Source organism: Streptomyces sp. NPDC056600 (assembly GCF_042792855.1).
In the GTDB taxonomy this organism is placed as follows: Bacteria; Actinomycetota; Actinomycetes; order Streptomycetales; family Streptomycetaceae; genus Streptomyces.
This window is the reverse complement of the sequence record NZ_JBHTVQ010000068.1, coordinates 22,626-35,229: the sequence shown is the minus strand read 5'-3', so window position 1 is coordinate 35,229 and position 12,604 is coordinate 22,626. Positions and strand designations below refer to the sequence as shown.

Annotated in this window: 10 protein-coding genes; 2 read left to right on the top strand and 8 right to left on the bottom strand. The window is 72.7% G+C overall.

Annotation, left to right across the window (positions count from 1 at the left end; translation table 11 throughout):
* Positions 1-143 precede the first annotated feature (143 nt).
* Positions 144-758, top strand: coding sequence for a GNAT family N-acetyltransferase (locus ACFRAV_RS26755; RefSeq protein ID WP_382558920.1), 615 nt, complete (start codon positions 144-146; stop codon positions 756-758).
* A 52-nt stretch (positions 759-810) separates the two neighbouring features.
* On the opposite strand, the gene ACFRAV_RS26750 is transcribed toward ACFRAV_RS26755, so the two are convergent.
* The 8 genes from ACFRAV_RS26750 to ACFRAV_RS26715 form a co-directional block, all read right to left on the bottom strand.
* A complete protein-coding gene (locus ACFRAV_RS26750) occupies positions 811-2,274 on the bottom strand; it encodes a flotillin family protein (RefSeq protein WP_382558918.1) in 1,464 nt (487 codons plus the stop codon).
* Positions 2,275-2,364: 90 nt separating this feature from the next.
* Complete coding sequence (locus ACFRAV_RS26745) at positions 2,365-2,880, bottom strand: hypothetical protein (protein WP_382558916.1); 516 nt, start codon at positions 2,878-2,880, stop codon at positions 2,365-2,367.
* A gap of 124 nt (positions 2,881-3,004) precedes the next feature.
* Positions 3,005-4,783: a type VI secretion protein gene (locus tag ACFRAV_RS26740; protein WP_382558914.1), complete on the bottom strand. Its 1,779-nt coding sequence runs from the start codon at positions 4,781-4,783 to the stop codon at positions 3,005-3,007.
* A 2-nt stretch (positions 4,784-4,785) separates the two neighbouring features.
* The gene (locus ACFRAV_RS26735) at positions 4,786-6,207 is read right to left on the bottom strand and encodes an ATP-binding protein (protein WP_351112807.1); all 1,422 of its coding nucleotides are present in this window, start codon (positions 6,205-6,207) and stop codon (positions 4,786-4,788) included.
* A gap of 14 nt (positions 6,208-6,221) precedes the next feature.
* A complete protein-coding gene (locus ACFRAV_RS26730) occupies positions 6,222-7,766 on the bottom strand; it encodes an SCO6880 family protein (RefSeq protein ID WP_382558924.1) in 1,545 nt (514 codons plus the stop codon).
* A 14-nt stretch (positions 7,767-7,780) separates the two neighbouring features.
* A complete protein-coding gene (locus ACFRAV_RS26725) occupies positions 7,781-9,079 on the bottom strand; it encodes a hypothetical protein (RefSeq protein ID WP_382558911.1) in 1,299 nt (432 codons plus the stop codon).
* Positions 9,069-9,851 (bottom strand): hypothetical protein, encoded by a 783-nt coding sequence (locus ACFRAV_RS26720; RefSeq protein ID WP_382558909.1) that lies wholly within the window; start codon positions 9,849-9,851, stop codon positions 9,069-9,071. Before ACFRAV_RS26720 ends, ACFRAV_RS26725 begins: the two co-directional genes overlap by 11 nt.
* 229 nt (positions 9,852-10,080) lie before the next feature.
* Entirely contained in the window at positions 10,081-10,389 is a 309-nt protein-coding gene (locus ACFRAV_RS26715) for a hypothetical protein (protein WP_351112815.1), read from the bottom strand.
* 423 nt (positions 10,390-10,812) lie between these two features.
* Here ACFRAV_RS26715 and ACFRAV_RS26710 point away from each other — a divergent pair, with 423 nt between their 5' ends.
* On the top strand, positions 10,813-12,543 hold the full coding sequence (locus tag ACFRAV_RS26710; RefSeq protein WP_382558906.1) for a serine/threonine-protein kinase: 1,731 nt from the start codon (positions 10,813-10,815) through the stop codon (positions 12,541-12,543).
* The last annotated feature ends 61 nt before the right edge of the window (positions 12,544-12,604 follow it).

Genomic DNA, 12,604 nt, shown 5'->3' with positions numbered 1-12,604 from the left:
TACTGCAGGGGGGACCCTGTGGGAGAGTAGGACGCCGCCGAACAAATATTGGGAAAGCCCCCGCACATTGTGCGGGGGCTTTCTGCATTTCCGGGGCATTTATTTCGCTGTCCGACCACGACGCCGGTGCCTAGGGTCGTCGCATGGACGACACACGACGACCCGCTGTACGGGTCATCCGCGCCGGCGAATGGCGTGAGCACAAGGCGCTGAGGCTGGCTGCCCTGCGGGATCCGGTGGCGCACCTGGCGTACGCGGAGACCTACGAGGCGGCCGCCGCTCAACCCGACGCGTTCTATCAGGCGCGGACAGCCGGCGCGGCCGCAGGAGGCACCGCGGTGCGGCAGTTCGTCGCCGAGGTGTCGGGACAGCAGGGGGTCTGGGCCGGTTCGGCCACGGTGCTGATGGAGGAGGCGGGGGAGAAGGACTTCCTGGGCCGTCCGATCACGTGCCGGCAGGGCCAGGTCGTCGGGGTGTTCGTTCGGCCGGAGTACCGCGGTTCGGGCCTCGTGGAGGAACTGTTCGAGGCGGCCGTGGCCTGGGCGTACGAGCGCGGGGCCGAGCGGGTGCGGCTCTACGTGCACGAGCGCAACGAGCGGGCGATCCGTGCGTACCGGCGGCTCGGGTTCGAGCCCAGCGGGGTGCGGGTGCCGAAGGGCGCCGACGACGTGGAGCTGGAGTTCGTCCTCGCGAAGGCGTGGGGGCAGCCCTACCGATGCCGGCACGGGAAGACGGAAGGGCCCTGGCCCGCCCCATGATGTCCAGGGGCGTGCCAGGGCCCTTCGTCGTACCCGGGCGACGGTTACTCGCTTACTCGCTGATGGGAACGCTTCGCTTCGTGGGGGCGGCGGGGGTGTGGTTGTCGCTGCCGTTCCGCTGGGTGAGGTTCTTCAGGAGGGACGGGAGGTCCACGCCGGTGGTGGAGCTCAGGAGCTCCAGGCCCTGGGCGACGTTGTCGGTGACGGTGCGGGAGAGCTGGGAGGCGCCGTCGGTGGAGATGACGGTCATCTTGTCGATGGCGCTCATCGGCTCGGCGGCCTTCTCGACGACCTGGGGGAGGATCTCCACCAGCATCTGCAGGATGGCCGCGTCACCGTACTGGCGGTAGGCGTCGGCCTTCTTCTCCATGGCGTCGGCCTCCGCGGCGCCCTTGACGCCGATCGCGGCGGCCTCGGCCTCGCCCTCGAGGCGGACGGCCTCGGCGAGCGCGCTACGGCGCTGCTTCTCGCCCTCACCGGTGAGCCGGGCCCGCTCGGCCTCGGCCTGGGCGGCGGCGATGCCGGCCAGGCGCTCGGCCTCGGCCTGCTTCACGCGGGCGACGCGCTTGGCCTCGGCCTCCTGCTCGGCGGCGTACCGCTTGGCGTCGGCGGGCTTGCGGACCTCGGTGTCGAGCTGGCGGTCGGTCAGGGCGGCCTGACGCTCGGCGACCTTCTCCTGCTCCTGGAGGATCTCCTGCTGGCGGGCCGCCTCGGCGAGCGGGCCGGAGGCGGCGGCGCGGGCCTTGGCCTCGTCGGTCTCGGCCTGGATCTCCGCCTGCTTGAGGGCGTAGGTCCGCTGCGCGATCGCGATCTCCTCCTCGGCCTTGAGGCGGGCCTGCTCGGCGGCGCGGCGGGCGATCGCCTCGGCGATGTCGGCCTCCTGCTTGGCGCGGGCGGCCTCGGGACGGCCGAGGTCCTGCAGGTAGGAGCCCTCGGTGGTGATGTCCTGGATCTGGAAGGCGTCGATGATCAGACCCTGGCCGGAGAGGCTGGCCTCGGCCTCCTCGGCGACCTGGCCGGCGAAGACGGCGCGGTCACGGATGATGTCCTCCACCGACATGCGGCCGACGATGGCGCGCAGGGCGCCGGAGAGGACCTCCTGGGTGAAGCTGACGATGTCGTCCTGCTGGCCGAGGAAGCGCTGGGCGGCGGCGCGGATGGCGTCCTCGGTGCCGCCGACCTTGACGATGGCGACGCCGTCCAGGTTGGCCTTGACGCCGCGCAGGGTGACCGCGCCGCGGACGTGCACGGGGATCTGGCGGGACGACAGGTCGAGGCTGAAGCGCTGCTGGACGAACGGCACGACGAAGACGCCGCCGCCGACCACGACCTTCTGGCCGCTGTTGTCGGTGAAGACGGCGCCGGTCTCGGGGTCGGTGGACTTCTTGCCGCGGCGGCCGGTGACGATGAAGGCCTCGTTGGGGCCGGCCACCTTGTAGCGGCTGGCCACGATCAGGCCCAGCAGGAACAGGAGTACGACCACTCCGACGGACGCGATGACGACAGGGCTTGGCATGGCTTCCCCCCAGGGAACGGAATGACGCTGTTGTGAAGTCGTTGATCGGTGGGTGCGGCGGTCTCGGCGGGCCCGGTGGCGCCGGATCGGTCAGCGTTCGACCGGGCGTACCGAGACGGAGGTGCTGGAGAGCGACCGGTCGACCCAGACCTCGGTGCCGCGGGGCAGCGGGGTGTCGGCGCGGGCGGCGAGCTTGACGGGCTGTCCGGCGAGGCGCACCAGGACCTCGCCGTAGCCGTCCGCCGATATGGCGGTGACGACGGTTCCGGCGACGCCCACGACGTCCCCCTCACGCGGGGCGGCGCCGGAGCCGTCGTTCATGAGTGCCCGGGCGGCGCGGTAGGCGCCCCAGGCGGTGAGCAGTGCGGCGGGAAGGGCGAAGGCGGTCGCGGCGACCGGGCCGAGGCCGGTGGTACCGGTGACGATGGCTCCGGCGAAGCCGAGCATCGAGACGAAACCGGCGACCACAGGCAGCGAGATGAGGCCGTCGAAGAAGCCGTTGAGCGCCTCGACGCCGTGGAAGAGGCCTTCGAGGAGGCCGTCGAAGACGAGCGCGACGGTCAGGACGACGAGTCCCGCGAATCCGAGGCCCAGGAACCAGACCATGTCGCCCACCCCTCACCGATGTTGCGCTTCTGCCCCCGGAGACGGTGGGCAGGGGCTCACGGTTGCACCCCGTGAGAGGGAAAGCCATGGGTTTTGAGCGAGAACTGAGGGTCGGGCCTGGGGTTCAGAGGTTCGAGTGCGGCCAGCGGGCGCGCAGTTGCTCCCGGGAGCGGAGCAGCGCCAGGGTCGGGAGGCCGAGGGCGGGACCCGCGGACAGGAGGTCGGGGAGCCCGGGGACCGGGGCCACGGCGGCGACGTCGTCGAGGACCAGGGTGACTGGTGGGTCGAGGCGGCCGGAGGATGACCGTTCGGCCATGCGCCGGCCGCGCTCGACCACGCTGGAGGCGAGGGCCGTCAGGAGCGGCATGGCTCCCGGGTCGGTCCTCGGGTCCTCGACGGATTCGCCGATCACATAGAGCGTGCCCGCTTCGTGGACGAAGGAATCCAGGACCAGGGAATCGTTCCGGTTCGGGGTGCAGGCCTCGCGGATGTGGACGGCTCCGAGGCAGGCGAGGGCACGGGCCGTCAGCTGGGTCGCCATGTCGCGGCGGTCGGGGTGCGAGGTGAGCGCGGACTCGAGCTCGCCGGCCGTGCCGGAGACGGCGGACGGGTGGGTGCGCAGGGCGCGGACGGCGTCCTGGACCTGGTTGCCCTGGGCCCAGCGGTGGAGGTGCCGGAGGGCGCGGCCGTCGACGGCGGCGGCGTGCAGGTAGCAGCGCAGCAGCGTCTCGGCGGTGTCGGCGACGGCGGCGTCCAGGCGGGCCGCGGGACGCACGGGGGCCAGCAGGGCGGTGGCGCGGGCGGCCGCGGTGTCCTTGTCCTGGCAGCCGGCCAGCGGCGACCAGTGGAGGCGGGCCGGGGTGTCGCACAGGCGGGAGGCGTCGTGGACCAGGACGGGTCCGAGCTTGGCCCGGGCGTCCTTGGTGGCCTCCCAGAGGGCCGGGTCGGACGTGACGACCACGACGGGTCCCTCGGCCTCCAGCACGGCCTCCACGGCAAGCGGGAGGCGCTCCTGGGGCGGCGCGTAGACCAGCGGGCCGAAGGGGGTGGGTACGGCCGGGGGCGGGGGTGCGACCGCTGTCTGCTGCGGTGCCTGGACGGCGTCGGGGTGGCTCCCCGGCGGGCCGGCCGTCGCCCCGGCGGGGTGCGCCCCGGGCGCTGCGGCTGCGACCGACGGCGTCGCGGTCGTGCGGTGGGTCTCGGGAGGGCCGGCCGTGCCCGCGGCGGGGTGCGCCCCGGGCCCGCCGGCCGCGCCGTACGCGGGGGCGGCGCCGGTTCCGGTGGCCCCGCCGTGCACGGCGGGGCCCTGCGCCGGGTGGGGGACGTGCTGGGCGGGGGCCGACGCGCCCGCGGCCGGGCCGGGCTCGGTGTGCCCGGGCAGGTGACCGGGTCCGTGGGGCGGCTGCGTCGCCGGACCACCCGCGGCCTGCGCCGTCCCGCCCGGAACGGAGGCGGCGGGAAGCCGGGGGTCGGGCTTCGCCGCGGGCTCGGCGGAGGCGCGGTCCTGCTGTCCGGGGAGCGGCAGACCGGCCCGCCGGGCGGCGCGGACCGCCTTCCAGCGGGCCACGGTCCCCAGGACGAAGACGGTGAGGACGATCAGCGCCATCAGTTCGCCGATGAACAGCCCCCAGAAGAGCCCGTAGCCGGAGAGCGCCTGCGGCGCCGCGTCCGGCCACGCGCCCGCGAGGTCGTGCGGGGCGGCGACCAGGTGCCGTATGGCGAGCGGGGCGCGGGTGAAGGCCACCGCCGTGGGCCAGGAGCCGTGGGTGAACAGGGCGGCCAGGCCGGTCGCCGTCCACACCAGCACGTTGAGGCCGAGCAGGAAGGCGAGCAGGCCGACCAGCAGCCCGTCCGGGATCCCGCCCTGGCCCCCGGACGGGGCGCGCTTGTCCTCGGGCGGCACGGTCAGGCCACCGACGACTTCGACTCGGGGTACTGGTGGTGCATAAAGGCGGTTGCCCTCTCCTCCGCTTCCAGTTCCGCCGCGCGCAGGGCCTCGGACAGCTCCTCCTCGGCCATGGCGCTGGCCGACTCGGTCATGGCGCGGTCGGTGAAGACCAGCGGGCGTTCGCTCTCGGTCACCAGGTGCTTGACCACCTGGACGTTGCCGTTGACGTCCCACACCGCGATGCCGGGCGTCAGCGTCGGGATGATCTCCACCGCCCAGCGGGGCAGGCCCAGCACGCGTCCGGTGGCGCGGGCCTCGTCGGCCTTCTGGGCGTAGATGGTGCGGGTGGACGCCATCTTCAGGATCGCCGCGGCCTCCTTGGCGGCCGCGCCGTCGACCACGTCGGACAGGTGGTGGACCACGGCGACGAAGGACAGGCCGAGGCGGCGGCCGAACTTCAGCAGCCGCTGGAAGAGCTGCGCCACGAACGGGCTGTTGATGATGTGCCAGGCCTCTTCGACGAGGAAGATGCGCTTCTTGCGGTCCGGCCGGATCCAGGTGTGCTCCAGCCACACGCCGACGATCGCCATCAGGATCGGCATGGCGATCGAGTTGCGGTCGATGTGCGAGAGGTCGAAGACGATCAGCGGCGCGTCCAGGTCGATGCCGACCGTGGTGGGGCCGTCGAACATGCCGCGCAGGTCGCCGTCGACCAGCCGGTCGAGGACCAGGGCCACGTCCAGGCCCCAGGCGCGGACGTCCTCGAGGGCGACGTTCATCGCCTCCGCAGACTCCGGCTTGGGGTGGCGCAGCTGCTCGACGATGTCGGTGAGGACCGGCTGGCGGTCCACGATGGTCGCGTTGACGTAGGCGTGCGCCACCTTGAGGGCGAAGCCGGCGCGCTCGTCGAGGCCGTGGCCCATGGCCACCTCGATGATGGTGCGCAGCAGCGCCAGCTGGCCGGTGGAGGTGATCGCCGGGTCGAGCGGGTTGAGGCGGATGCCGTGGTCGAGGGCGGCGGTGGGGTCCAGGCGGATGGGGGTTATGCCCAGTTCCTGGGCGACCAGGTTCCACTCGCCGACGCCGTCCTCGCCCTGGGCGTCCAGGACGACGACCTGGCGGTCGCGGAAGCGGAGCTGGCGCAGGACGTAGGTCTTCTCCAACGCCGACTTGCCGTTGCCGGACTCGCCCAGCACCAGCCAGTGCGGGGCGGGCAGCTGCTGGCCGTACAGCTGGAACGGGTCGTAGATGTAGCCCTTGCCGGAGTAGACCTCGCGGCCGATGATCACACCGGAGTCGCCGAGTCCGGGTGCGGCGGTGGGCAGGTACACGGCCTGCGCCTGGCCGGTGGAGGTGCGCACCGGCAGCCGGGTCGACTCGACCTTCCCGAACAGGAACGACGTGAAGGCTTCCGTGAGGACGGTCAGCGGGTCCCTCATCAGAGCATCAGCCCCTACCTTCGGATTCCGGTCGCGAACGGGAGCGTGTTGACGAAGGCGCGGTGGTGCTCGCGGTCGCACCACTCGAGCTTGAGGTAGGACTTGCCGGCCGACGCGCGGATGGTCCGCTTGTCCCGGGCGAGCGCTTCGGGGTTGCGGGAGGAGACGGTGATGTAGCCGACCAGGTTGACGCCCGCGGCGCCGCTCGCCAGGTCCTCGCCGCGCTGGTCGAGGCGGGAGTTGGCCGCCATGTCGCGCGGGTCGACCGTGCGGTTCATCTTGGCGGCGCGGCTGGCCTCGGCGTCGTCGTTGGTCTTCTCGGTCAGCATCCGCTCGATGGCGACCTCGGTGGGCTCCAGGTCCATGGTGACGGCGACCGTGCGGATGACGTCGGGGGTGTGGACCAGGAGCGGGGCGAGGAAGTTGACGCCGACCGGGGTCATCGGCCACTCCTTGACCCAGGCGGTGGCGTGGCACCAGGGGTCGCGGGTGGACGACTCGCGGGTCTTGGCCTGGAGGTAGTTCGGCTCCCGGGCGTCCAGTTCGGCCGGCCAGGCGTTGCGCCGGGACATCGCCTGGATGTGGTCGATGGGGTGGTCCGGGTCGTACATGGAGTGGATCAGCGACGACAGGCGGGCCTGGCCGAGCGGCTGGCGGACCCGGATGTCGGCCTCCTGGAGGCGCGAGCAGATGTCGGTGAGCTCCCTGGCCATCACGACCGCGAGCCCGGCGTCCTTGTCCAGCCTGCGGCCGCCGCCGCGGCGGGCGGCGCGGGCCATGGCGTGCGCCTCGGCGGCCAGTTCGCGGCTGTGCTGCATGCAGGCCACCAGGTAGGCGCGGTGCTGCTCGCTGCTGGTGGACACCATGGACTGGAGCTGGTCGTAGGAGCGGCGCAGCCACATCGGCGAGCGTTCGTCGCCGCGCAGCGCGACGTCCTTGGCGTGCGCGTCGGGGTCGGCGGGCAGCGTGCGGGCGAGCATCTGGATGCGGGTGACGAAGCCGTCCCCGTTGGCGACGTGCTTCAGCAGGGTGCCGAAGCGGTCGACCAGCGCCTCCTGGTCCTCGCTGTCGCGCAGGCCCACGCCGGGGCCCTCGATCTCGATGGCGGCGGTGACGGTGCGCCGGTCGGCGTGCAGCAGGACGGCGATCTCGTCGGGGCCGAAGGGGGCGGACAGCCAGGTGATGCGGCCGATGCCGGGCGGCGGGCCGACCTCGACCTGGCGGCCGTCGAGCCGGGTGCCGGCTTCCATGGCGTCGGAGCGGTAGACGGCGTTGGGGCCGCGGACCGTGCGCTTGTAGCTGCGGTTGATCTCGAACCACTTGTAGAAGGTGCGGCCCTTGTACGGCACGTACACCGCGGCGATCGACAGCATGGGGAAGCCGGTCAGCAGGACGATCCGCGCGGAGAGCACGGGGACCAGCAGGCCGCACATCATGCCGAGGAACGCGCCGACGACGATCAGGGCGATCTCGCCGGTCTCCCGGTTGCGGCCGATGATCGCGTTCGGGCGGGCGCGGCCGATCAGATACGTACGGCGGGGCGTGACCGGGTGGGACACCTGCGGGTGGGTCGTCAACGCCCTTCACCTCCTGTGCGGTGGGTGCGGCTGTCAGAGGCGTGGGGGCTGCCCGCCGGGGCCGCGGGGCTCGCCGGGCGGGGAGCGGGGGTGGCCGGGGCGCCGCCGCGGGCGCCGTGGGCGGCGACGCCGCCGGAGACCGGGTTGGCGGGGCGCGGGGTGCTCGCACCGCCGCCCCCGCCGCTGTCGGCGCGGGTGGAGTGCGTCTTGATGCCCTGGGCGACCAGGGTGGCCGGGGAGCTGATGACCGCGGCGGCCTTGCTCTCGGCGCCCTGCATCAGGCGGTTGTTGCGGCCGTTGGCGATCTCGTCGCCGAAGCCGGGGACGAAGCGGTAGATCATCGCGCTGGCGAAGATGGCCAGCAGGATGATGGCCAGGCCGGAGACGATCGCGGCCAGCTCGTCGGGGCCGTCGTCGCCGGCCAGCGCGCCCGCCAGCCCGAGGACGATCACGATGACCGGCTTCACCAGGATGACGGCGATCATGATCCCGGCCCAGCGGCGGACGTGACCCCACAGGTTCTTGTCGACCAGGCCCGAGTAGACGACGACACCGAGCAGCGCGCCGACGTACAGCAGCACGGCGCGCAGGTAGAGCTCCAGGTAGAGGACGCCGGCGGCGACGATGGAGATCAGCGACACCAGGATCAGCATGATCGGGCCGCCGCCCATGTCGTCGCCCTTCTTCAGCGCCTCGGAGAAGGTGCCGAAGAAGGCGGTCGTGTCGTCCCCGGTGGCGCCCGCGAGGACGTCGGTGACGCCGTCGGTGGCGGACACGACGGTGTAGAGGATCAGCGGGGTGAACGCGCTGGCGAGCACGGTCAGCCAGAGGAAGCCGACGGCCTCGCCGAGCGCGGTGGACAGCGGGACGCCGCGGACGGCGCGCTTGGCCACGGCGAGCAGCCACAGGACCAGGGTCAGGACGGTCGAGGCGGCGAACACGACGGCGTACTGCTTGATGAACTGCGGGTTGGTGAAGTCGACGGTGGCCGTCTCCTCGACCAGCTCGCTCAGCTTGGTGACGGTCCAGGCGGCGGCGTCGGCGAAGCCTTTGGCCAGGCTGGCGAGGGGGTCGAGGGCGGTGGTGGGGTCGCCGGGGATGCTGTTCGCGTCCACGCCGCCGCCACCGCCGCTGTCGCTCCCGCCGCGTTCGCAGTAGTTCTTGGCGGGGCCGACGATCAGGTCGCAGTTGTCCTCTGCCGGAGGTGACGGCGCGGCCACGGCACGGGCCACCGCCAGGTGGAGGGCTGCCGTGACTCCTGTGAGCGTGAGGAGGCGACGCGTGCTACCGGGCATAGGTGAAGCCTCCGAATTCCTCCACGGCCTTGGAGATGTCCTCGGCGGTGGCGACCTTGTTATCGGAGTTGACCGGAGCCGGCCCGTCCTTCTGGTCGAAGCTCTCGACCTTCCAGTCACCGTCCACCCAACGCAGGCCGAGAGTCATGGTGAACCAGTCGTTGGTCACCGGATTGACCGAGGAATCGCCCGCTGTACCGAACACGCCGGTGCACCACACTTCGACGATGGCTGTGGCTTCCTGGTACTCGGTCACCTTGGTTCCCACAGGCACGGTGCGCGAGACGTAGGTCTGCCCGGCAGCGTTGTTCCCGTTCTCGTCCAGGCCCACCTGACGCAGGAACTCGGCGTTGTACGCCTTGTCGAACTTCGCGGCGAGCGTTTCCTGTTTCTCGGCCACGAACAACCGCTGGACGATCTTGCCGCGCTCGGCGGGCCTGAGGATCTCCGGCGAAACCAGCGTCACCGCGTAGTTCGCCGCCGCGCTCTGGGCGCCCTGTTCGTCGTGGGCGAAGCCGGAGGCGACGGGGCGCTCGCCCGTGGGGGCGGTGGGGGCCGCGGCGGAGGACTTGTCGGCGGCGGGGGTGTCGTCGCCGTCACGGTTCGCGAAGGCGATCGCGGCGATGAGCAGGACGATGACGCCCACGCCCGTCACCAGGCCCCGCGAGGGCCGGCCGCCACCCGTTCCGCGCCCCCCGCGCGGCGGCACGCCACTGCGTTCGGGCATGCGCGTGCGCGTCTGACCGTCGCCGTAGTCGTCCCCGAGACTCATGCGCCGTTCGCCCCTTCGGTCTCGCCGTACGGGAGTTCGTCGTACCGGAACGTGCCAAGGTACGACGGTAGCCCTCCTGGACCCCGCGCGGGCGCGGTGTGGTGACTGGACATCAGGGTGACGCATCCTCAGCCGGTGGGACAGCGGACATGTAGGGGTCTCGGAAGCATCCGGGGGCGCTCCGGCCGGGACTGGACGGGGTGCCGTGCGCGGGGTGGTCCGGGCCCGGCTAGACGGCCATGCCGTACACGATCGTGAACAGCGTGCCGAGCGAGCCGATGATGAAGACGCCGGTGAGGCCGGCGATGATGAGGCCCTTGCCCTGTTCCGCGCTGAAGGTGTCGCGCAGCGCCGTGGCACCGATGCGTTGCTTGGCGGCGCCCCAGATGGCGATGCCGAGACAGAGCAGGATCGCGATGGCCATGACCACTTCGATCATCACCTTGGCCTCGTTGCCCAGGGTGCCGAAGGGGCCCCAGTCCGGAGCGATCCCGCCGATGATGGTGGTGATGTCTCCCTCGTCGGCTGCAAGAAGCATGTAACTCACCGCCCCTGTTGGGTGATTCAGCGTCCCCTCCGCGGGTTGCGGAGGACAGGCCTCATTGTCGCCGACGATGACGAGCTGTCATGTCGACTTGACGTCTTTGTATGGCTGGATTTGTGCGGCTGTCGTGGTGCCGGGGTGGGCGGGCAGGGCCGGTGCCACCCCGAGCTGACACGCAGTAGTCGTCAGTAGTCGTATTATCACTCTGTGTATCACGGCGGGTCGCGTCGGGCAACGATCCGGCCCGGACCGGTCGCCGTGGATCCCGGCCGCGGGCAGGGCGCGGTTCCGGACACCTCGGTGGCGCGGGGGCGTTCGGACGGTGGCAGGGGAGCGCGGGCGGGGCGCGTGGCGTCGCGTCCGGCGGGACGGCCGTCCCCTCCGCATTCCGCCGCGGTCTGTGGCACTGTCTTTGCCGTGGACGCGTTGAAGGCGAACGACCCGACGGTGCTTGGCCGTTACGTCCTCCAGGCGCGGCTGGGGGCGGGCGGCATGGGCCAGGTGTACCTGGGGAGGTCCCCGGGAGGACGCCTGGTCGCGCTGAAGGTCATCCGGGACGGGATCACCGAGCACCCCGAGGCGCTCCCGCGCTTCCGTCGCGAGGTCGACACCGCCCGCGCGGTGCGCAGCGCCTACACGGCCAACCTGATCGACGCCTCCCTGGACGAGGCCCCGTACTGGCTGGCGACCGAGTACGTCGAGGGACCGACCCTCGCCGCGGCGGTGGCCGCGCGCGGGCCGCTGCCCGGGCGGACCTGCCGGGGCCTGTTCGCCGCGCTGGCCGAGGGGCTGGCGGCGGTGCACGCCTGCGGGGTGACCCACCGGGACCTCAAGCCGCAGAACGTGATCCTGTCCCGGCGGGGGCCGCAGCTCATCGACTTCGGCATCGCGCGCGGGGTGGAGCAGACCGCGGTCACCGAGACCGGGGCGTCCGGCCCCGGGACCCCGGGCTTCACCGCCCCGGAGGTGCTGCTGCACAACGAGGTGGGCCCGGCCGCCGACGTGTTCGCCCTCGGCGCCACGGTCGCCTACGCGGCCACCGGGCGTCCGCCCTTCGGGTCCGGGTCCGCGGCGGGGGTCGCCTTCCGGGCGGTGTACGAGGAGATCGACCTCGAGGGCGTCGAGGAGGACCTCGCGCGGCTGGTGCGGGACTGCGTCGCCAAGGACCCGGCGGCGCGGCCGGGCCTGGAGCGGGTGATCGAGCGGTGCGCGGTGGCCGGCGCGCTGGTGGGGGACGCCCACTACGCGGCCCTCACCGCCGGCACCGGGCCGGTCCCCGTGCCCGCGCCGCCGTCTGCCGCCGCCTGCGGCCACGCCCCGGAGGTCCCGGTGGCGGCGACGCCGCCCGTGCCGGCCTTCGCGCCGCCCGTCGCCCCGTACGACCTGCCCACGGCCGACGGCTGGACGCCCACGCAGCCGGCCCGGCCGGCCGGAGAGCCGCGAAGGCGGCGCGCCTGGACGGTGGCGGGCGCGGTCGCCCTGGCCGCGGCGGTGACGGGGGGCGTGCTGCTGGCCCTGCCGGACGGCGGGGAGGACGGCGACGACCGCAAGGAGCGGGCGGCGGGTACCGCCGGACCGACCCGCGGGGCGTCCGCCTCCCCGGCGAAGGGGAACGACGGGAGTCCGCAGCCGCCGCGGTACATCGAGGCCACCGGTCCCAACCGGGAGTGGTGGTCGGCCGACCCCGCCGACGCCTGGTCGGGCGGGCGGTGCAACCTGCCCCCTGAGGAGCAGAACCAGCACTTCCAGTACGGAGCGCCCTCCGAGGCCTCGGACATCGCCTCGGGGAAGGCCAGGATCGGCATGCGGCTCGGCTACGACGAGGCGGGTCCGGGCGACACCTACTACGTGGCCGCCGTCGTGAAGCCCCCGCACGACATCCCGGCCGCCGAGGCCGAGGAGAGCGGGATCGGCCTCAGCCAGAACCTGGGCCTGGGGTTCACCAGCGAGCCCGTCGACCTGTACGCGTCCGAGGGCGTCGATTTCACCTACCCCGACGACTTCGGCCTCTACGTCGACGGGAAGAGGCACAGCGGGGCGTTGCCGCTGGAGGACGACCCGGGGGACTGGACGGTCCGGTTCGTCCACGTGCAGAGTCCCAAGAAGTACGCGGGCATCGCCTGCGACGGCTTCACCGTTCCGGAGTAGGCGGGGGACGGCCGTGCGGAGGAGAAGGGCCGGCCAGGCGCCGGCGGGGTCACCGTGTGGG

What these genes read in the sequence shown, in the direction of transcription:
- ACFRAV_RS26755 (WP_382558920.1), top strand. Translation starts at nt 144, where the DNA reads ATGGACGACACACGACGACCCGCTGTACGGGTCATCCGCGCCGGCGAA.
- ACFRAV_RS26750 (WP_382558918.1), bottom strand. Translation starts at nt 2,274, where the DNA reads ATGCCAAGCCCTGTCGTCATCGCGTCCGTCGGAGTGGTCGTACTCCTG.
- ACFRAV_RS26745 (WP_382558916.1), bottom strand. Translation starts at nt 2,880, where the DNA reads ATGGTCTGGTTCCTGGGCCTCGGATTCGCGGGACTCGTCGTCCTGACC.
- ACFRAV_RS26735 (WP_351112807.1), bottom strand. Translation starts at nt 6,207, where the DNA reads ATGAGGGACCCGCTGACCGTCCTCACGGAAGCCTTCACGTCGTTCCTG.
- ACFRAV_RS26725 (WP_382558911.1), bottom strand. Translation starts at nt 9,079, where the DNA reads ATGCCCGGTAGCACGCGTCGCCTCCTCACGCTCACAGGAGTCACGGCA.
- ACFRAV_RS26720 (WP_382558909.1), bottom strand. Translation starts at nt 9,851, where the DNA reads ATGAGTCTCGGGGACGACTACGGCGACGGTCAGACGCGCACGCGCATG.
- ACFRAV_RS26715 (WP_351112815.1), bottom strand. Translation starts at nt 10,389, where the DNA reads ATGCTTCTTGCAGCCGACGAGGGAGACATCACCACCATCATCGGCGGG.